The following is a 20,613-nucleotide window of genomic DNA, read 5'->3' on the forward strand; positions in this document are numbered from 1 at the left end:
CTCAGCGACGTCCATTGAGAAGCGCCACTGTCTGGCGCGCGATCACCATTTCCTCGTCGGTCGGGAAAACGAAGACCTCGACGCAGCTCGACTGCGTCGAGATGCGGCGCTCGTTACCACTGTTGGCCGCCTCATCGAGCGAAACCCCGAGCCAGGCGAGGCGTTCGGCCACGCGTTTGCGGATGGGCGCCGAATGCTCGCCGATGCCGCCGGTAAAGACGAAGACATCGAGCCCCTCGAGCGTATTGGCCATGGCGGCCGTCTCGCGGGCGATGCGGAAGACGAAGAGATCGATGGCCTCGGCCGCCTCGGGGGCACTGCTGGCAAGAAGCTCGCGCACGTCTCCGGAGATGCCCGAAACGCCTTTCAGTCCGCTCTCGCGATAGAGCAGGGTCTCGAGCTCGCCGGGCGTCATTCCCTTGCGCTGCAGCAAGTAGAGAAGGATGCCGGCGTCGATCTGGCCGGGCCGGGTGCTCATAGCGAGCCCGTCGAGGGCGCTGAAGCCCATGGTGGTGTCGCAGCTCTCGCCGTTGACGAGGGCGCAAAGGCTCGCACCGTTACCCAGATGCGCGACGACGGTGCGTTCGGCGGAACGATTGGCGAGCTCGCTGGCGACATAGTCGTAGGAAAGCCCGTGGAAGCCGTAGCGGCGCACGCCCTCGCGCTCATAGGCCCTTGGGATGGCATAGCGGCTGACAGGCGGCGAAAGTCGATGATGGAAGGCTGTGTCGAAGCAGCCGACCTGCGTAAGGTGCGGAGCGACCTCCTGGACGGCACGGATCAGTGCCACCGCCGGCGGCTGATGCAGTGGAGCGAGCGGGGTGAGGCTTGCGACGGCATCGATCGCCTCGGCGCTGAGCAGCGTTGGTGCGGTGAACAGCGTGCCGCCATGCACGATGCGATGGCCGACCGCTTTCGGCTCCGCACGATCGAACGTTTTGGCGATCCAGGCGAGCAGTTGCTCAATCAGCCCCGCCTCGTCGAGCGGTGTGGTGGACAGGTGGTGCTCGATGCTCTCTCCATCCGCGCCTTTCGCCCGGACGCGGTTGCCGTCGGCACCACGTGTGACGCTGCCGCGGGTCAGGCATGCGATATAGCCGGCAATGTCATAGAGCCCGAATTTCAGGCTCGACGATCCCGCATTCAGCGCCAGGACGGCCTCTCGCCCGTCACCTGCCATGGGTCCATGTCCACTCGCGGATTTCCGGCATGTCCTCGCCGTGCTCGCGCACATAGGCGGTGTGGGCCGCGAGCCTGGCATCGAATTCCGCCTTCAGCGCCGCGCCCTCTGTCCCGGCATCGGGCCCCCATTTCAGTGCCGCCAGCGCTAGGTGGAAGCGGTCGATGCCGTTGAGGACGGCCATGTCGAATGGCGTCGTGGTCGTGCCTTCCTCCTGAAAGCCATGGATGTGGAGGTTGGGGTGGTTGTGCCGCCGATAGGTGAGCCGGTGGATGAGATAGGGGTAGCCGTGATAGGCGAAGATCACGGGTTTGTCGGTGGTAAAGAGCGCGTCGAAATGCGCGTCGGTCAGCCCGTGCGGGTGCTGGTATTCGGACTGCAGCGTCATCAGGTCGACGACGTTGACCACGCGAACCTTGAGCGTCGGAAGAGCCTGTCGCAGCAGGTCGACGGCAGCCAGGGTCTCGAGCGTCGGCACGTCGCCGGCGCAGGCCATGACGATATCCGGCTCCTCGTCGCCTGCGACGGTCCCTGCCCAGTCCCACGTACCGATGCCGACGTCGCAGTGGCGGTCGGCCTGCGTGATGTCGAGCCATTGAGGCGAGGGCTGCTTGCCGGCAACGATCACGTTGATGCGGTCGTAGGTCCGCAGGCAATGGTCGGTGACCCAGAGCAGGCAATTGGCATCCGGCGGCAGGTAGATGCGCACGATGTCGGCCTTCTTGTTGGCGACGAGATCGACGAAGCCGGGGTCCTGGTGAGAGAAGCCGTTGTGATCCTGTCGCCAGACATGGGAGGTGAGCAGGTAGTTGAACGAGGCGATCGGCTTGCGCCAGGGCAGCTCGCGCGAGACCTTGAGCCACTTGGCGTGCTGGTTGAACATTGAGTCGACGATGTGGATGAAGGCCTCGTAGCACGAGAAGAGCCCGTGCCGGCCGGTCAGCAGATACCCTTCGAGCCAGCCCTGGCAGAGATGCTCGCTGAGGATCTCCATCACCCGGCCGTCGGCGGCAAGGTTGGTATCGAAAGGTTCGATATCCTGCATCCACACACGATCGGTGACCTCAAACACCGCATCGAGGCGGTTGGAAGCCGTCTCGTCCGGCCCCATCAGCCGGAAGTTGCGCACGCTCGCGTTCAGACGCATGACCTCGGCGAGGTACCTTCCCATCACCCGGGTTGCCTCGGCCACGGACAGCCCCGGTGCCGCTACGTCGACCGCAAAGGTGCGGTGGTCGGGCAGCTTCAGTTCGCGCCTCAGTAGGCCCCCGTTGGCATGCGGGTTCAGCCCCATCCGTCGTTCCCCGGTCGGCGCCAGGGTCAAAAGATCACCCTGCGGGCGCCCGTCTGCATCGAAGAGCTCCTGCGGCCGGTAGCTGCGCATCCACTCCTCGAGCAGTTGACGATGACCGGCATCTCCACGCGCATTGGCGACCGGAACCTGGTGCGAACGCCAGAAGCCCTCGACCTTCTTGCCGTCAACCTGCTTGGGTCCGGTCCAGCCCTTGGGCGAGCGCAGGACGATCATTGGCCAACGCGGCATCGTTGCAGCATCGTGGCTACCGCGGGCACTGTCCTGGATCGTTCGGATGCGTGAGACGATGCGGTCGAGCGTCGCCGCCATCTGCCGGTGCATGGATGCCGGATCCTCGCCCGAGACGAAATGCGGCTCCCAGCCAAGGCCAAGGAACAGGCGTTCGATGTCCTCCTCGGGCATGCGTCCCAGGACCGTCGGATTGGCGATCTTGTAGCCATTGAGGTGGAGGATCGGCAGCACCGCGCCATCATGAACCGGGTTGAGGAACTTGTTGGAATGCCAGGAGGCGGCAAGCGCGCCGGTCTCGGCTTCGCCGTCGCCGATGACGCAGGCAACGATCAGTTCGCGATTGTCGAAGGCGGCGCCGAATGCGTGCATCAGCGCATAGCCGAGCTCACCGCCTTCGTGGATGGAACCGGGCGTCTCCGGCGCCGCATGGCTCGGCACGCCCCCCGGGAACGAGAACTGGCGGAACAGGCGGCGCAGGCCCTCTTCGTTCCGCGGGACGTCGGGATAGATTTCGCTGTAGCTGCCTTCGAGCCAGGTGTTGGCGACCATGCCGGGTCCGCCATGCCCGGGTCCGCAGATGTAGATCATGTCGAGATCGCGCCGGGAGATGACCCGGTTGAGATGGGCATAGATGAAGTTGAGGCCCGGCGTCGTGCCCCAATGGCCGAGAAGTCGCGGCTTGACGTGCTCGGCTTTCAATGGCGTGCGCAGCAGCGGGTTGTCGAGCAGGTAGATTTGACCGACCGAAATGTAGTTGGCCGCCCGCCAGTAGCGGTCGATGAGCGCCAGTTCGTCCGGTCGCAGGGGCTGATCGCCCGCTTCATGCTTCATGACTCTCTCCATCGCATTCAGTGGTAACGAAGCGGCGGCCTCCGAAGGTTCCGAAGTCGTCTGGATTTCAGCCGCGCATGCGGCTAGCGGCGCGAAAATACTTGCGCGCGGTGGCGGCGAGTTCGGCGGCCGTCAGATGATCCATCGGTTCGACCGCCCACACCCGACGTGAAACCTGCGGGTGCCGGTGATGCAGATGTGCGGAAAGCTCGACCTTGGCCGAACCCGGCCCGACCAGAAGAATGGCACCTGCCGTGGAGAGACGGTCGCTGATGGCCTCCATGAACGCCGTGTCGAGCGGCTCGGTCCCCAGTCCGACATGGTCTGATTTGCGGTGGATCTTGTGGACGACGTCCTCGTTCTCGATCACTGTCTGATCCGTCCGTTCACGGCCGACCGCGAAGAGCCGCGCCTGACGGTGGTCCAGCCACACACACGTTGAAGTGCTGCATTCGTTATGCCTTCGTTTCCAGAATAGGCTCACTGGCCCTGTGGCGCTGGGGCGCGCAACTCATCCGCCTCGGCCGATCCGACGCAGAGCATATGGTCGTCGATGCCCTTGACCCCTGGGACGCCTTCGATGACAACGCGGATCGCCTGGCGTTCAATGTCCGTGCGCACGCTGCCCCAGAGGTGCACGGCGCCCTCGATCACCGAAACCGTGGGCTGCGTGATCGCGGTGCCCAGCATGTCGCGCAGGCGCGCGGCGATACTGGTGCGGAGCGCCTGATCGCCCTTGGCAATCCGTTCCGGGCGGCTCTCGGCAATACAGAAGAGGAGATCTGCGCGGCTGACGATTCCAGCGAGCCGCTCTCCGCGCATGACCGGAACGCGCTTGATCTTGTTGGTCTCAAAGAGCCGGGCGATCTCCCCGACCGGCATGTTTTCGCCGATCGTGACCACCCGCGGGGTCATCACGTCATCGACACGCCAGCTGTGAGAACGGATAAAGCTCTCGGTACCTTCCTGTGTAGCAAGGTCCGCACGCAGATTGCTGCCGAGCTCGGTGCGGCGCAGCAGGTCGCCTTCGGTGAGGATGCCGACGAGGGTATTCTCGTCGTCGATCACCGGAGCGCCGCTGATATGGTGGTCGAGCAGGATGCGGGCGGCATGGCTGACACTGTTGCCGGGGCTGAGCGTCACCACCTGCCGTGCCATGATGTCCTTTGCCTTCATTGCGGTATCCTCCTGATGCGGTCCAGTTAGGACCCTTGGAGCTCGTGCGCCTTGATCCATGTCATCCGTTGAAACGTCGGGCATTTGATGCGGGTCAAGTTCGCGAGAACGCACGCGAATAGGACTCGCTGCAGCACTTCACCCGGAGATCCTTGATGACCATCCGCAACCTCGCAGCCAGCCTCGCTCCGCAATCCGTGGCCATCATCGGCGCATCTGCAAGGGAAGGGTCAGTCGGCCAGGTCGTGCTGGCCAACGTCGTTGCCGGCGGATTCAAAGGCAGGATTTATCCGGTGAACCCGAAATATACCGAGCTCGCGGGCATGCCCTGCTATCCACGCGTGGCCGAACTTCCCGAAGCTCCCGATCTCTGCGTCATCGCCACGCCCGCGCGAACCGTGCCCTCGCTAATTGACGAGATCGGTAGGACAGGCGGCCGACTCGTGGTCGTCATCACGGCCGGGATCGACGCTGCGTTGCGCCGCGAGATGCTTGCGGCCGCAAGACCCCATCTCCTGCGCATCATCGGGCCCAATGTCATCGGGCTTTTGGCGCCGCGCGTGTCGCTCAATGCGAGCTTTACTCATCTCGCGCCGATCGAGGGCAAGCTCGGTCTGATCTCGCAATCGGGCGCGATTGTCTCTTCGATCGTCGACTGGGCCGCCGCTGAGGGTATCGGCTTTTCCCAGATCTATTCGCTCGGCGACATGGCCGACGTCGATGTCGGCGACTGTCTCAACATGCTGGCGACCGATGGGCAGACCGCGGCGATCATCATGTATCTCGAATCCATACCGGAGATCCGCAAGTTCATGTCTGCCGCCCGGTCGGCCGGCACCATCAAGCCGGTTATCGCCATCAAGCCGGGGAGGCATACCGAAGCAGCAAAGGCGGCGCAGACCCATACCGGCGCGCTCGCCGGAGCGGACAGGGCGGTCGATGCCGCCTTGCGGCGTGCCGGCATCATCCGGGTGGACGACCTCGAGGACCTGTTTAACGCCGCCGAGACCACGGCGCGCTTTGCGCCCTTACGCAGCGCCCGCGTCGCAGTGGTGACCAATGGCGGCGGGGCAGGGGTCCTTGCCGTCGACGAGTTGCTCGACCGCGGCTGCGCGCTCGCCGAACTGGGAAACCAAACCATCGAGAATCTCGATCGCGTACTGCCCGCGGCCTGGTCCCGAACCAATCCCGTCGACATCATCGGCGACGCTCCACCGGCGCGCTATGCCGCCGCGCTCGAAGCGGTTGCCGCCGATCCGCAGGTCGATGCGGTCATGGTCATGAACTGCCCGACCGGGCTTGCCTCGCCTGTCGGCGCGGCGGAAGCGGTCGCACAGATGGTGGACAGGGGTATGATCCATGGCCGACCGGTGCTGGCGAACTGGCTCGGCAAGTTCGCGGCCGAACCTGCGCGCGACATCCTGCAGAAGGCCGGCGTGGCGACCTTCGAGACGCCGGAAGGAGCGGCCGAGGCCGTCGAATTCCTGACCAAGTGGGCCGACTTGCGGCGCATCATGGAACGGGTGCCCGAACGCCATGCGGCGTTTGCTACCGACCCGGAGACGGCACGGGCGGTCTTCAAAACCGTCGCCGGCGATGCCCGCCGGCTGCTCACCGAACCCGAGGCTAAGGCGGTGCTCGCGGCCTATGGCGTGCCGGTGACGCGGACGCTGGTTGCGAGGACGCTCGAGGAGGTCGGACAAGCGGCTGAGAAGCTCGGCGCTGGCCGCATCGTCGTCAAACTTCTCTCGCGCACCATCACGCACAAGTCCGACATTGGCGGCGTTGCCCTCGGACTGGTCGGTGCGGATGAGGCAAAGGACGCTGCAGTGCGGATACGCCAGCGCATCGCCAACCTCGGACGCGAGGCAGAAATCGACGGTTTTGCCGTTCAGCCGATGGTCGAACTTGATATGGCGGAGGAGGTCATCATTGGTGTCGATCGGGATCCGGTGATCGGCCCGACCATTCTTTTCGGGGCCGGAGGAACTGCCGTCGAGGTGCTGGACGACACGGCGACCGGCATCGCGCCGCTGGATCCAGTCCTCGCCGGAGACCTCATCGACCGAACGCGCATCGGCCGGCTGCTTGCCGGCTACCGCGACAAGCCGCCCGCAGACCGCGAAGCCATTGTGCGAGCGCTGCTGGCCGTTTCGCAGCTGATCGTCGATTTCCCTTGCATTGAGGCGCTCGACATCAATCCCCTGCTGGTCGACGAGCACGGCCTCATTGCCCTTGACGCCCGCGTCGTCATCGATCCCGCCCGTCTGGATGAGCCGGCACCGAACCCCGACCTTGCCGTGCGTCCCTATCCCTCCGGATGGGAACGCCGCGTGACCTTGAGGTCGCAGGACTATCTCGTGCGGCCCATCCGACCAGTCGACGTGCGGCTCTATCCCGACTTCCTGGCGCGCGTGACTGCCGAGCACATGCGCCTGAGATTCCTGTCGCCGGTGCGTACGCTCTCGCCTGAGCTCCTGGCGCGCCTGACCCAACTCGACTACGACCGCGAGATCGCGCTGGTGGCGATCGAGGAGCCGTGCGAGGCGCTGGCGGGCATCGCCCGCTATGCCGCCGATCCCGACAAGACTTTCGCCGAATTCGGCATTCTTGTGCGCAGCGACTTGCACGGCCGTGGGTTGGGTAGGTTCCTGATGGAGCGGCTACTCGACTATGGACGCACCGATGGCATCGGCCGCATCGAGGGCCTGATCCTACGAGAGAACACAGGTATGATCGGGCTGTGCCGCGAGCTTGGATTCCAGGTCGCGACGGCCGACGATCCGGCCTTGGTCAAGGCTGTTATCGACCTCGCGGGGGCGGGCCCTCAGTTCTCGCCCTTCACGCATTCGGCCTCCGCCAACGCCAGGTAGGCCTTCGCTTCGCGCGGCCAGCGATCCGGCTCTGCCGGAGTGTCGTCCAGAAGATGCGCGAGGCAAATGCGGGCACGCAGCACGGCACGGAACGCGCCATATGTGGCGATCAGCCGGCGGTCAGGCCGATCCCCGATGGTTTCCTCGAGCACGGCGAGGAGACTGGGGCGGATCCAGCCGGCGCCGAGGAATTCGCATTCGAGACCGAGATAATTGAGCTCATCATAAGGGTCGATGAGGCGCATCTTGGGGTCGAAGTCGAGGCAGTCGAAGATCTGCGGCGGGTCGGCAAGACACACATGCTCCGGGCGAAGGTCTCCGTGACCTTCAACGATGTGACCTGAGGCGATTCGTTCGAGGATGGTCGGGGTCCAGAGGGTCAGCAGGTTATGCACCCGTCTCAGGATCCCGCGGGTCCAGGGGGATGCAACACCCATGCAGGAGCTGAGCAGCAGGTCCTGGCTGATCGCCAGCTCTTCGCGCAGGTGCTCCAGATAGCGGTGCCCCTTAGCTATCCGCGGCGCAGCAGCCGCATAGTAGCGGGCTAGCCGGTCGGCGACGGTGAGGACGTCGGCAGTCTCGACGCGGCCCAGCCGGATGCGGTGGTCAAGCATCAGATCGGCCGGCAATTGCCGCATCTCGATGAGATAGTCCACGTCTCGGCCGGCCGATGACAGCGAAAGCCGCCCGTCGCCATCGATACGCAACGGCACCAGGCGCAGATAGACATCGTCGGTGAACCTGCGGTTGAGCCGCAGTTCCTCCTCGCAAAAATGCTTCCGCCTTTCCGGCGTTGAATAGTCGAGATGCCGGTACAGGACCGGCTTCTTGAGCTTGTAGACGCGCTCGCCCGTCAGGAATACCCAGGACATATGCGTTTCGCGCACCTCTATGCACGCCGGTCTTTGCGGGTAAGCATCGGGTTGCCGCAGGAACGCGACCTTCTCGGCGATGGCAGGTTCAGGTGCAGTGGCAGCTGCCTGTTCGGGCGCCGGGACCGGCTGGCCTGTGGTGCCTTGATTCACAGTACTGGCTCGTTCTAGCGCAGGCTGAGCGCAGAGGGCTCGAGCAGTCCCCTGCGCTCGAGTTCATCAAGGATTGAGCGGGGTATCGGGCGGCAGGCGCAATTGGCCGCATGCTTGACATGCCAGTCGATTCTTTCATCGAGCGTCGCGTTGCGCGCGAGCTTGTGCGCCTCGTGCCATTGTTTGTTGATCTTGCCCATGACCGTCACCCGGTTCAGCCTCCTGCCGCCGCGGTCGGCTTCGAGGCGATCCGGACAAGCACGTCGGCGAAGGCGGCGACGCTCTGTTCAATATCGGGCGAGGCGATCTCGGCTTCCTTGAACAGTCGGGTCGCAGTGGGCGCACGTGGCGCCGCCGAAGCGATTTCGCCCAGCGCTTTCTCACCAGGGAAATTTTTCGCTGTGCCATTGCAGGTGAGGAAGAGGGCGATAGCGTCATGGCTGCGCAAATGTTCGGACACGAAACTGCGCAGCGGTGGCGCCGGCCGCCCCGCCCAAACGGGGCCGGCGGCTACGACGAGATCGTAGCGGCCGGTCGCCGACGCCGGCACTTCGATTGGCGGCCTGCCGCCAGTCAGCACGTCCCATGCTTGCCGCAACCCACCCAGTAAGCCCCGTCTATAGGCCATGCAGGTGAACTCGGCCGTGTCGGCGCCAAGACGCGCAGCCAGCAGTTCGCTGACCCTGCGGGTATTGCCGGTGAAGGAATAGTAGACGACCAGGATGCGCATGAGCTGGTTCTCCTCTGGGTAGAACAAGCCTACTGTTTGCTGATGAGGGCACTTTGATCCCGGTCAAACCCGACATTTTGCGATCCAGCAGCATGATCGGCGTCAAGCCGATGCAGTCGGTGGGCAGGTAGGCTAGCCTCCGTCGGAGCATTTGCGGGAGCGCCATCGATGTCGGACGGAAAACTTGGCGCAATCCCCATTGGGCGCGATAGCGCACTCGTGGCCGTCGCCATCCTTGGGCTTGCCCTCGGAGCCACGTCGTTGGCCGCCGGCAACGGCAAGCTCGCCGATGTCGCCTGGTCCGGCGCAACGATCCTAGTGCTGGTGGCGCTCCTTGCCCAGATCGCGACGTCGCTGCGCCATGGCGACTTCGGCCTCGACGTGCTTGCCGCGCTCTCGATGAGCATGGCGGTGCTGTTCGGCGAGGCACTGGCCGGCAACATCGTCGCCCTGATGTACGCGGGTGGACAACTCCTCGACAGTTTTGCAGAGGGCAAGGCGCGCAGGGAGATGCAGGCGCTGCTGGGTCGCGTCGCCCGGACCGCGATGCTCTATGTCGATAGTCATCTCGTCGAAACGCCGATCGAAGCGATCGTGCCCGGAGCGCGACTTCTGATCCGTCAGGGGGAGGTTGTGCCAGTCGACGGCACATTGGTGGGTGGCACGGCTGTCCTCGACAACTCGGCACTGACTGGAGAGTCGCTGCCGCAGACGCTCGAAGCGGGCGGTGCAGTGATGAGCGGGGCGACCGCGACCGGCGCTGCCTTCGACCTCATCGCCACACGAACTGCGGCCGAAAGCACCTATGCCGGTATCGTGCGACTTGTTGAAGAGGCGCACGAGACCAAGGCGCCCATGGCGCGTCTTGCCGACCGCTATGCAGTCGGGTTCCTTCTGGCCACGCTCGTGATTGCGGGCCTGGCCTGGTGGCTAAGCGGCGAACCCGTCCGTGCCCTCGCTGTCCTGGTGGTGGCAACACCCTGTCCGCTGATCCTGGCCGTACCTGTGGCGATCATTTCCGGCATGTCCCGCCTGTCGCGAGCCGGAGTGCTGATCAAGAGCGGGGGAGTCGTGGAGACGATGGCGCGCATCAAGACCATCGTGCTCGACAAGACCGGCACATTGACCCATGGCAGCGCCACCCTGGCCGGCATTCGGGCGGCTCCCGGATTTGCGCCCGAGGAGGTGTTGCGACTTGCCGCCAGCCTCGATCAGGCGTCGACCCACGTCCTGGCCGCTGCCCTGATCGAAGCAGCCCACCGGCAGGGTCTTGCGCTGACGCCGCCGGCCGGCGTGCGCGAGAAACCGGGTACCGGGATCGAGGGCGTCGTCGGTGACCGGCGCGTCGCCCTCGGCCGCGACAGCTACATTGCCGAACATACCGCGGAGGATCGCAAGGACCTGCATGCAGGCCTGCCGCCTGAAACGGTCAGCGTTGCCGTCGCGATCGGTGGCAGGTTCGCGGGGCTCCTGCTGCTAGAGGACCAGGTTCGCCAGGAGACGGTTGCGGTTCTCGCGCAGCTGCGCGCGAGCGGCATGCGCCTCGTCCTTGCCTCGGGCGATCACCCCGCGATTGCCCGAGCCGTTGGCCAAAAACTCGGGCTCGACGTCGTCGAGGGCGATCTCGGTCCGGCCGAAAAGGTCGGTCTTCTCGAGCGGGCAAGACGCCATGGACCGGTGATGATGGTCGGCGACGGCGTCAACGACGCGCCAGCGCTCGCTGCCGCCGATGTCGGACTTGCCATGGGTGCTCGTGGCAGTGCTGCCTCCTCCGAGGCGGCCAACGCCGTGGTGCTCGTCGACAGTCTCGCCCCGGTAGCCGAGGCGCTTCATATTTCGCGGCGCACCCGCAACATTGCTCTGCAGAGCGTCTGGGCCGGCATTGGTCTCTCGCTCACCGGCATGGGCTTTGCCGCTGCCGGATATCTGCCGCCCGTTTATGGGGCGCTATTTCAGGAAGCGATCGACGTCGCTGTCATCCTCAACGCATTGCGGGCGCTGCGCTAGCATTCGCGCCCCTCCTGCAACGCGGCAACGTGCGATGATTTCAAGTTGTGTGGTTTGGCGAAGTTCGCGGTCGTCCTTTCTGGATCCTTGGTGCGCACTCACTGGCGCCGGACACACCCGCCTATTAAATGCAAAAATATGCTTGCAAAAAAATGCAATCATTATTATCTAGCCACCAGAAGGCAACGATTGCCGCAAAAGCAGCAGCAGGACATCTGCAAATGACAACCAAACCTGAAGTCACTGGCTTCTTCGAGCCGCGCAGCTGGTCGATCCAGTACGTCGTGGCCGATCCGGAAACGCGCAGATGCGCCATTGTCGATCCAGTTCTCGACTACGACGAGAAGTCTGGCGCGACCGGCACCGATGAGGCCGACAAGATCCTCGGTTTTATCAGGGATAAGGGTTACGAGGTCGAATGGATCCTCGATACCCACCCGCACGCCGACCATTTCTCGGCCGCCCAGTATCTAAAGGAGCAGACCGGCGCAGCGACGGCCATAGGCGAGAAGGTGACCGCGGTGCAAAAGCTCTGGAAGGGTATCTACAACTGGCCCGAGTTGCGCGAAGACGGCAGCCAATGGGACAAGCTTTTCGCCGATGGCGAGACGTTCATGGTCGGCAACATCCCTGCACGGGTCATGTTTTCGCCCGGCCATACCCTGGCCTCGATCACCTATGTGATCGGCGACGCGGCCTTCGTCCACGATACTCTTTTCATGCCCGACAGCGGCACGGCTCGTGCCGACTTCCCCGGTGGCAATGCGCGAACGCTCTGGAACTCGATCCAGGCAATCCTCGCCCTTCCTGACGAAACCCGGATCTTCACCGGCCATGACTATCAGCCGGGCGGACGCGAGCCGATGTGGGAAAGCACCGTGGCCGAGCAGAAGACCAGCAATATCCATATGGCGAGGTGCAAATCCATCGAGGAGTTCGTTGCCGTGCGCGAGGCGCGCGACAAGACGCTGCCCATGCCCAAGCTGATCCTGCATGCATTGCAGATCAATACCAATGCTGGGCGGCTGCCCGCGCCTGAGTCCAATGGCAGGCGGTACCTCAAGATCCCACTGGATGCGCTTGAGGGGGCGGCATGGTGAGCCCGGCGGTTGACATGGAGCTGTCGCAGGAAACCCGTGCCATCAAGGGGAGGGTCGACGAGGCCTCGAGCTTCCTCAAGAAGCTCGCCAACCGCGATCGGCTACTTGTCGTATGCGCGCTGGTCGAGGGTGAACGCAGCGTGCGCGGGCTCGAGGACCTGCTCGACATTCGCCAGCCCGGTCTCTCCCAGCAACTCGCCGAATTGCGCGCTGCCGGCATGATTACCGGTCGAAAGGACGGCAAGGCGGTATTCTACAGTCTGGCTGATCCAAAGGTGAAAGCTCTCGTCGGCACCATGTACGAGCTCTTCTGCGGTCCCGACGCAGGCTAGGGCAGCATCAAGCTGATATGCCGATCCGCCAGTCCACCGGCTGGCGGCGCAGCATCACACGTCCAACGGAAAGGTAGTTTCGTGACCCAGTTCACGCCATTTCTCTCGCTCGCCGGCGGCATGCTCATCGGATTGTCCGCCGTGCTCCTCATGGCCTCACATGGCCGGATCGCGGGCATGACCGGCATACTCTCGGCAATCCTGCCGCCGCTGTCTTCGGATTGGCCATGGCGTGCCGCATTCCTTGCTGGGGCAGTGGCCGCGCCGGCTCTGATCGTGGCTCTCTCGGCAGACAACATCGGCTTCGCCAGTTCCACCCCTACGCCATGGCTGATCGCCGGAGGATTGATCGTGGGTGTCGGGGTCTATTTCGGCTCGGGCTGCACCTCTGGGCACGGTGTGTGCGGTCTAGCGCGACGTTCCCCTCGTTCGATAGTTGCCACGGGCGTCTTCATGGCCTCGACGGCGGCCACCGTATTCGTCATTCGCCATGTTCTGGGAGTGTTCTAGTGCAAAAGGTTCTAGTCGCGGGCCTCATCGGCCTGCTCTTCGGCACCGGGATCGCGATCTCGGGCATGGCCAACCCAGCCAAGGTCCTCAACTTCTTTGACTTCGCCGGAACATGGGATCCATCGCTCGCCTTCGTCATGGGCGCTGCGCTGCTTGTGACCGCCCTTGGCTATCGTCTGGTGCTCAGGCGTAGCGCCCCGCTCTTCGACAAGGGCTTCCACCTCCCCACCGCCCGTCGTATCGACCTTCCGCTCGTCGCGGGCGCGATGCTCTTCGGGGTGGGCTGGGGCATCACCGGGTTCTGCCCGGGCGGCGCCATTCCGGCGCTGGGGCTCGCCGAGCTCGATGCATTCGTCTTCGTTGCCTCCATGATCGGCGGCATCGTCCTTGCCCGCTCCACCCGCCTGGCGCTTGCCGGTCGTGCCAGCGCCCAGAGTGCCTGAACAACCAAAGGTATCATCATGAACATCAACAGGATCGACGGCCGGTTCGCGACTACCGGCCAAATTACCCCGAAAGACATCGCCGAGATCAAGCGCATGGGCTTTTCAGGAATCGTTTGCGCCCGACCGGACAACGAGGAGCGCGATCAGCCATCGTTCGATGACATCGCACGCGCCGCCAAGGAGGCGGGGCTTCCAATCGCTCATATACCGGTCTCCGGTATGCTTACGCAGGGTCAGGTTATGCGGTTCGAAGAGGCGATGGCTGGAATGGACGGGCCTGTGCTCGGCTATTGCCGTTCGGGCGCACGCGCGGGAAGCCTTTATGCAACTTCAAAGCGCTAGGGCGCGCGCCATGTTGGCGAGATACGTTCCCATCCTCACCTGGGGCCGAGCGTATACGCGCGAACAGTTCGGCCGCGACGCGATTGCGGCCGTCATCGTCACCATCATGCTGATCCCGCAATCGCTCGCCTATGCGCTGCTTGCCGGCTTGCCGCCTGAGGTCGGGCTCTACGCCTCGGTTCTCCCGCTCGTTGCCTATGCAGTCTTCGGGTCGTCTACCTCCCTGGCGGTGGGACCGGTCGCCGTCGTCTCCCTGATGACTGCGGCCGCCGTCGGCAGGATCACGGCGGAGGGAACAGCCGATTATATCAGCGCGGCCATCGTCCTTGCGCTATTGTCCGGAGGGATCCTGACGCTGATGGGCGTCCTTCGGCTCGGATTCGTCGCCAACTTCCTCTCCCATCCGGTGATTTCCGGGTTCATCACCGCCTCCGGCATCATCATCGCGACCAGCCAGCTGAGCGGGCTCTTCGGCATTGCGAGCCATGGCCACGCCATGCCCGAACTCCTGACCTCGCTGTGGGATCATCTGTGGGAGATCAATCCTTATACGCTCGCCATCGGCATGTCCTCGCTTGCGGGTCTCGTCTGGATACGCCGCGACCTGGCTCGCCGACTCGTAGCGCTCGGGGTCCCGGCTGCCACCGCCACCACTGTTGCGCGCGCCGGCCCGGTCGTCGTCGTGCTCGCATCGATCGTGGCGTCAGTCGTCTTCGGACTGGGAGAAAAGGGGGTCGCGCTCGTTGGCGACGTTCCTCAAGGTCTGCCGATGTTCGTCGTTCCCAATTTGAGCGTCGACCTTGTCGCGGCCCTCCTGGGTCCCGCCTTCATCATCTCGATCGTCGGCTTCGTCGAATCCATCTCGGTTGCACAGACTCTGGCAGCCAGAAAACGCGAGCGCATCGATCCCGATCAGGAGTTGATCGGGCTCGGTGCCGCCAACATCGCGGCCGCTATCGGATCCGGCTATCCCGTGACGGGAGGCTTTGCACGGTCGGTCGTCAACCACGACGCCGGCGCCGTCACCCCCGCCGCCGGTGCCTTCACCGCCCTCGGCATCGCTATCGCGACGCTCGCCCTGACCCCATTCCTCGCGCTCCTGCCCAAGGCCACCCTCGCGGCGACCATCGTTGTTGCGGTGCTCTCTCTTGTCGATCTGGCGATTCTCAAGAAAGCCTTGGCCTATTCCAGGGCGGATTTTGCCGCCGTTGCGACAACGCTCGGTGTGACGCTGGTGTTCGGGGTGGAGCTGGGGATTTCACTAGGCGTTGCCGCTTCGATCCTGATCTTCCTCTACCGCACATCAAAGCCGCATGTGGCCGTCGTCGGCCGGATGCCCGGCACCGAGCACTTCCGCAACGTGCTGCGGCACCGCGTCGAGACAGTTCCCAAGATCCTTTCCCTGCGCGTCGACGAGAGCCTCTATTTCGCCAATGCCCGTTTCCTCGAAGACTGCATTTACGAAAAGGTGACCGCGCATCCGGAGATCAAGCACGTCGTTCTGATGTGCCCGGCGGTCAACGCCATCGACATGTCGGCGCTCGAGAGCCTCGAGGCGATTAACGGGCGGCTGCGGGACATGCAGATCGACTTCCACCTCGCAGAGATCAAAGGTCCGGTGATGGACCGACTCAAGCGCTCCGACTTCCTCCAGCACCTGACCGGCAAGGTGTTCTTGAGCCAGCACGCTGCCATTGCCGAACTCACCCAAGTGTCGGATGGGCCGCGCCGCGTCTGATCCGTCATGCTTATCGCCGGTCTCGCCGGCTGTCGTGGTCATGAATAGGCGTGACCTCACTTGCGGCGGCCACCTCGCTGCCGGACCTCTTTGCCGGGGTGATCGCGGTACCTTGCCGGCGCACCCAGGAGCTATACGAAACTCGGCCACGGTTCGATCGTAGACTTCGGAAACCCTTGGCAGGTTTCGGCGGCTAGCCGCAGGGCGGTGCGTTCGTCGATCGAGTGGATGGTGAGGGAACACGACTATGAGCGTATGCGGCCAATGTCCGAGGGAAGCTAGCGGCTGAGTCCGAGCCGGATCTGTTTTTCGATTTCGATGATGGCGAAGAAAACCACGCCAATTCCGACGATTAGCAAACCGTCCACCAAGGACACTGCGCGGGTGCCGAAGATCGCCTGCGCGGGAGGGAGATATGTCACCGCGAATTGCGCGGCGGTAATGGCGATGACCACGGCCCACACGACCTTCGTCCCGCGCACCGCTGCCAAGGTGAGCGACGTGCCATGGATATTTCGGATGAAGAAGAGGTGGAAGATTTCCAACACCGCCAACGTGTTCAGCGCCATCGTCTGCGCCAGTTCCAGCGGATAGCCCCGGTCGATTGCATAGGTGAAGATGCCGAACACCGCCGCCAGGAACAGGAACGCCACCAGAACAACATGCCAGACCAGTTCGCCAGACAGGATCGGAGCATTGCGGGCGCGTGGAGGTCGAGCCATCGTCCCCGGCTCTGTCGGCTCGAAGGCGAGTGCGATCCCCAGGGTTATGCCGGTGATCAGGTTGATCCAGAGGATTTGAACCGCGGTGATCGGTAACGCAAGGCCAGCAAGCAAGGCCAGGACAACCACCATCGACTCGCCCGCATTCGTGGGCAAGGTCCAACTGATCACCTTCTTGAGGTTGTCAAAGACCGTGCGCCCCTCCCGCACCGCCGCAGCGATAGACGCGAAGTTGTCGTCGGCCAGCACGAGATCGGCGGCTTCCTTGGCGGCTTCGGAACCTTTCAGTCCCATGGCGATGCCAGCATCGGCGCGTTTCAGCGCGGGCGCGTCGTTCACCCCGTCGCCCGTCATCGCGACGGAATGCCCATTGGCCTGAAGTGCGGTCACGAGCCGCAACTTGTGCTCCGGACTGGTCCTGGCAAAGACATCGACGTTGGAAACCTCGAGCGCCAACTGCGCGTCATCGAGCCTTTCGAGTTCCGCGCCTGTCAGCACACGGCCCGGGTTTTCGAGGCCCACCTGCCTTGCGATGGCGGCGGCGGTTCCCGCATGATCGCCTGTGATCATCTTGACGCGGATGCCTGCCGCCCGGCATTCGGCTACCGCTGCAACCGCCTCCGGACGGGGCGGGTCGATCAGGCCGACGAGACCGAGAAAGCCGAGCCCGCTTTCAACCGTAGCCGCGTCGATTCGTTCGCCTGTTTCGGGCCGCTCGGCGAGCGCGAGCACGCGCAGACCAAGGCGAGCCAAGGCTTCGGCCCGATCATGCCAATGCTTGAGGTCTGTGTCGCGGCACATGCCAAGCACCCGCTCGGGCGCACCCTTGACAGAGGTCACGCGGCCGGCGGGCCCCTCGGTCAGGACGGCCATATAGCGGTGGCGGGCATCGAAGGGGATGGCATCCAGCCTTCGCGTCAATGCACGCGGCTCGTCCATCACCTTGCGTGCGAACGCCACGAGTGCGCCCTCCATCGGATCACCTTCGACCGACCAGTGACCGTCGCGCAGGCGCAGCTCCGCGTCGTTGCACAGCGTTGCCGCGCGCGCGAGGCCATCAAGGTTCCCGGCGGGAGTGATATCGCCCTCCGGGGCATAGCCTTCACCGGAGATATCAAACACGCCTTCCGGGGTCTCGGCAGCTGCGACCACCATCTCGTTACGGGTCAGCGTGCCGGTCTTGTCGGTGCAGATAACCGAGACCGAGCCGATCGCCTCGATGGCAGGCAGGCGGCGGACGATGGCGTTGCGACACGCCATGGCCTGTACGCCGACGGCAAGCGTGATGGTCATAACCGCCGGCAAACCTTCGGGGATTGCCGCGACTGCGACGCCTACCACCGCCATGAAAATTTCGGAGAATTCGTGATGCCCGACAAAGTAGCCATAGGCGAGCAGAAGGCCCGAGGCCAGCAGGATCAGGAACGACAGCCAGCGCGCAAAGTGGTCCAACTGCGCGACCAGCGGCGTCGTCAGCTGTTCAAGCCCCGCTAGGAGTCCACCTATGCGGCCGATCTCCGTGTCGGTGCCGATTGCAACCACCAGTCCGCGCGCGGTGCCTTGTGTAACCAGCGTACCCGACCATAGCATCGACCGCCGGTCTCCAAGCGCAGCGTCAGCCGCGACAGGATTCACGACCTTGTCGACAGGGACGGATTCGCCTGTCAGGATCGCTTCCTGCGCCGCCAACCCGCGCGCCTCCAGGATACGCAAGTCGGCTGGCACCTGGTCGCCTGCCTCCATCAGCACGACGTCCCCTGGCACCAGGTCGGCGCCGTCAACAGACGTTCGGGCGCCGTCGCGCAACACGGCCGCGCGTGGGGCCAGCATGCCCCGGATCGCTGCCATTGCAGCCTCGGCCTTGCCTTCTTGAACAAAGCCGATCACCGCATTGGCCAGCACGACGGCCAGGATCACGCCCGTATCCACCCAGTGCTGGAGCGCACCTGTAACCACCGCCGCGCCGATCAGCACGTAGATCAGGACGTTATGGAACTGGGCAAGGAAACGGCGAACAGGGCCGCGGGTCTGCGCCTCGGGCAACCGATTAGGGCCATGCTGCGCCAGCCGCCGCGCCGCCTCCAGGCCGGTCAATCCGTCCGCTCTGGAATCGAGGGCGGCCAGGCAGGTCGACGTGGGCTGGCTGTGGGGGTTGGTCAGGCTCAACTCAGTCACATCGCTGTTGTGCATGGTGGCCGCGACATCGGATTCGTCTCTCCTCTGTCTCGGGCGCAGGCGGCGCGTTACTCCCCGGGCACCGGTGCCACCAGCGCCGCGTTCGGCTTCTCCGCGGCGATGCTCGGCCGCCGTAGCATAACCGCGGCGACCGCTCCGAACCCGATCGTGGTCAGGGCCAGGGTAAACAGCCATCCGACGAACGGAATGAGCCCGACGGCGGTCGCGACCAGCACCGCAACGATCAGCACGGCAAATCTTCTCGGATTGGTGTTGATCGAAAGGAAGGCGCCGCCGATGCGCATACCGAGGAGGTAGGTTCCGGCGAGGTACGCGAGCGCACCGGCAATCGCCGTAAAGACGAGGACGAAGGGCAGCACCAGCAGGCCGAAGATGGTCATGGCCGTTAGCGGTACGAGGCCGAGCACCGCTGCGAAAGTCACGATGCCGAACCCGAACTTGCGCATCGGCCGGTCCGCGTTCTCACGTTCGAGACCGGAGACGAGCCGCGGTGCAAGGGCGATGAACAATGTCCCTATCAGCAGCAGCAGAACCACCCAGGCGATGGCTGCCCAGAAAGCCGGCCAGAACGTGCGCACGACCGAGTCGGCCGTGCGTCCGGCCTCGCTCACATAATCCGGCGCCTCGAGTTGTTGATAGCTGACGCGCGCGGGATCGGCGACCGAGCTAGGCACCGCGATCACTTCGGGCGCGCGGATGGCAAGCTCGCCGCTGACCCGCGCGTCGGGACCGAACTGGATCGTCCGCCCAAAGAAGCTGAGGTCGCCCGTGACTGTCGAGTTGAGGTTCAGCGTATCGGCCGAAATGAGCGATGAGCCGTCCACCGGCGCGGAAATCGTCACGGACGCTCCCGTAAGCCGCGCGTTTCCTCCGATGACGGCGCCGGTGCCCAAGACGACCGAACTGCCGGCGGCAGTAACATCACCTGCGACCGGCGCACTGACTTCGATCGTGAAGCCGCCGACATAGAGGTCTCCCCCGATACGCTCGTCGACATCGACGTCGAATCCGGCGGCGTGCGCATCACCGGTCACGGCCGCACCCATCCGGACGTTGAAACCTGCCGCGAAAGCGTCGTGGGGGACAGGAGCGGCGATCGTCGTGTTCTGACCGGCGGCATAATGGTCCCCGCCGATATCGAATACGGCATCCTGGGAGCTTGCCGGGAGGGCAAGCGCGAACGTGGCGCCGGCAATGGCAGCGATGCTCTTGCGCATGGCTTGTTCCTTTCTCGATGTGTCCTGCAACGATGCGCCCGCCAAATCGTGCTGCCTTGATACCGATCAATCGAGTGTTGGATCGGAAGCGGCTCAGACCACGGTCAGCACGTTGCGCCGGCTTTCGCGGAGCACCTTGCGTGAAACGCTTCCGAGGAGCAGTTCCTCAAGGGTATTGAGGCCGCGACGGCCCATCACGATGAGCTCGGCGCCGACCTCTTCGGCGGCCGAGACGATCTGCTTTCCGGCATCGCCTTGCCTTGCGAGCTTGCGCGCAGCAACGCCGGCGCGCCGCGCTTCCCGTGCGGCGTCCTCGAGGATGGCCTCCTCCATTGCCGCGCGCAGCGTGGCGTCCGGCGGGACTGGAGGACCTTCCGCCACGATCGGCAGGTAGCCGCCTTCGGCATAAGCAGGCAGCAGTGAGCTGTATCGCTTGAGCTGCTGGTTGAATTCGACTGCCATCAGGTGTCGGTCGCCTTCCGCCACCGGGCGGTCGTCTTCGACATGCAGCAACGTGAGGTCGGCGTGCTGCAATTTGGCAAGATCGATCGCCAGCGCCAGGGCGCGCCGGCTGTGGTCAGACCCGTCGAGGGCAACGAGGATGGTCGTCATGGCGGTTCTCCCAGATTTCCTGCTATCTGG

General features: G+C 64.3%; 18 protein-coding genes. 8 read left to right on the forward strand and 10 right to left on the reverse strand.

From position 1 onward, the window contains the following. Nucleotide 1: 1 nt before the first annotated feature. The 4 genes from QQK18_RS19475 to QQK18_RS19490 all read right to left on the reverse strand — a co-directional run bounded on the left by QQK18_RS19475 (nt 2) and on the right by QQK18_RS19490 (nt 4,733). Complete coding sequence (locus QQK18_RS19475) at nt 2–1,180, reverse strand: acetate/propionate family kinase (protein ID WP_284342026.1); 1,179 nt, start codon at nt 1,178–1,180, stop codon at nt 2–4. Then, entirely contained in the window at nt 1,170–3,557 is a 2,388-nt protein-coding gene (locus QQK18_RS19480) for a phosphoketolase family protein (protein WP_284342027.1), read from the reverse strand. Before QQK18_RS19480 ends, QQK18_RS19475 begins: the two co-directional genes overlap by 11 nt. Before the next feature lie 67 nt (nt 3,558–3,624). Beyond that, nucleotides 3,625–3,927, reverse strand: a complete 303-nt coding sequence (locus tag QQK18_RS19485; RefSeq protein ID WP_284342028.1) for a hypothetical protein — start codon at nt 3,925–3,927, stop codon at nt 3,625–3,627. Nucleotides 3,928–4,037: 110 nt separating this feature from the next. After that, a complete protein-coding gene (locus QQK18_RS19490) occupies nt 4,038–4,733 on the reverse strand; it encodes a CBS domain-containing protein (protein WP_284342029.1) in 696 nt (231 codons plus the stop codon). 155 nt (nt 4,734–4,888) lie between these two features. Here QQK18_RS19490 and QQK18_RS19495 point away from each other — a divergent pair, with 155 nt between their 5' ends. Beyond that, the gene (locus tag QQK18_RS19495) at nt 4,889–7,606 is read left to right on the forward strand and encodes a bifunctional acetate--CoA ligase family protein/GNAT family N-acetyltransferase (RefSeq protein ID WP_284342030.1); all 2,718 of its coding nucleotides are present in this window, start codon (nt 4,889–4,891) and stop codon (nt 7,604–7,606) included. Here QQK18_RS19495 and QQK18_RS19500 read toward each other — a convergent pair. From QQK18_RS19500 to QQK18_RS19510, 3 genes are read right to left on the reverse strand one after another with little or no spacing between them, the layout of a single operon-like run. Continuing rightward, nucleotides 7,561–8,631, reverse strand: coding sequence for a hypothetical protein (locus tag QQK18_RS19500; protein WP_284342031.1), 1,071 nt, complete (start codon nt 8,629–8,631; stop codon nt 7,561–7,563). The genes QQK18_RS19495 and QQK18_RS19500 overlap by 46 nt on opposite strands. A 14-nt stretch (nt 8,632–8,645) precedes the next feature. Further along, entirely contained in the window at nt 8,646–8,831 is a 186-nt protein-coding gene (locus tag QQK18_RS19505; RefSeq protein WP_284342032.1) for a hypothetical protein, read from the reverse strand. Between the two features lie 14 nt (nt 8,832–8,845). Next, the gene (locus QQK18_RS19510; RefSeq protein ID WP_284342033.1) at nt 8,846–9,361 is read right to left on the reverse strand and encodes a flavodoxin family protein; all 516 of its coding nucleotides are present in this window, start codon (nt 9,359–9,361) and stop codon (nt 8,846–8,848) included. A gap of 168 nt (nt 9,362–9,529) precedes the next feature. On the opposite strand from QQK18_RS19510, the gene QQK18_RS19515 reads away from it, so the two are divergent. The 7 genes from QQK18_RS19515 to QQK18_RS19545 all read left to right on the forward strand — a co-directional run bounded on the left by QQK18_RS19515 (nt 9,530) and on the right by QQK18_RS19545 (nt 15,836). Next, nucleotides 9,530–11,368, forward strand: coding sequence for a heavy metal translocating P-type ATPase (locus QQK18_RS19515; protein WP_284342034.1), 1,839 nt, complete (start codon nt 9,530–9,532; stop codon nt 11,366–11,368). A 221-nt stretch (nt 11,369–11,589) separates the two neighbouring features. Beyond that, on the forward strand, nt 11,590–12,468 hold the full coding sequence (locus QQK18_RS19520) for an MBL fold metallo-hydrolase (protein ID WP_284342035.1): 879 nt from the start codon (nt 11,590–11,592) through the stop codon (nt 12,466–12,468). Between the two features lie 14 nt (nt 12,469–12,482). After that, nucleotides 12,483–12,800 (forward strand): ArsR/SmtB family transcription factor, encoded by a 318-nt coding sequence (locus QQK18_RS19525; protein WP_284342071.1) that lies wholly within the window; start codon nt 12,483–12,485, stop codon nt 12,798–12,800. Nucleotides 12,801–12,881: 81 nt separating this feature from the next. Continuing rightward, on the forward strand, nt 12,882–13,310 hold the full coding sequence (locus QQK18_RS19530; RefSeq protein WP_284342036.1) for a YeeE/YedE family protein: 429 nt from the start codon (nt 12,882–12,884) through the stop codon (nt 13,308–13,310). Further along, nucleotides 13,310–13,753: a DUF6691 family protein gene (locus QQK18_RS19535; RefSeq protein WP_284342037.1), complete on the forward strand. Its 444-nt coding sequence runs from the start codon at nt 13,310–13,312 to the stop codon at nt 13,751–13,753. The genes QQK18_RS19530 and QQK18_RS19535 overlap by 1 nt, the downstream gene beginning before the upstream one ends. 18 nt (nt 13,754–13,771) lie before the next feature. Continuing rightward, on the forward strand, nt 13,772–14,098 hold the full coding sequence (locus tag QQK18_RS19540; RefSeq protein WP_284342038.1) for a protein tyrosine phosphatase family protein: 327 nt from the start codon (nt 13,772–13,774) through the stop codon (nt 14,096–14,098). 10 nt (nt 14,099–14,108) lie between these two features. Beyond that, nucleotides 14,109–15,836, forward strand: coding sequence for a SulP family inorganic anion transporter (locus tag QQK18_RS19545; RefSeq protein WP_284342039.1), 1,728 nt, complete (start codon nt 14,109–14,111; stop codon nt 15,834–15,836). Between the two features lie 278 nt (nt 15,837–16,114). Here QQK18_RS19545 and QQK18_RS19550 read toward each other — a convergent pair whose 3' ends face one another. From QQK18_RS19550 to QQK18_RS19560, 3 genes are all read right to left on the reverse strand, one after another. Further along, a complete protein-coding gene (locus tag QQK18_RS19550; RefSeq protein ID WP_284342040.1) occupies nt 16,115–18,748 on the reverse strand; it encodes an HAD-IC family P-type ATPase in 2,634 nt (877 codons plus the stop codon). A 53-nt stretch (nt 18,749–18,801) separates the two neighbouring features. Then, complete coding sequence (locus tag QQK18_RS19555; RefSeq protein ID WP_284342041.1) at nt 18,802–19,971, reverse strand: DUF8173 domain-containing protein; 1,170 nt, start codon at nt 19,969–19,971, stop codon at nt 18,802–18,804. A gap of 93 nt (nt 19,972–20,064) precedes the next feature. Beyond that, nucleotides 20,065–20,583 carry a universal stress protein gene (locus QQK18_RS19560; RefSeq protein ID WP_284342042.1) on the reverse strand — a complete coding sequence of 173 codons (519 nt, stop codon included), beginning with the start codon at nt 20,581–20,583 and terminating at the stop codon, nt 20,065–20,067. Between the last annotated feature and the right edge of the window lie 30 nt (nt 20,584–20,613).

The sequence above is a fragment of the Devosia nitrariae genome, from assembly GCF_030160115.1.
GTDB classification, from domain to species: Bacteria; Pseudomonadota; Alphaproteobacteria; order Rhizobiales; family Devosiaceae; genus Devosia; species Devosia nitrariae.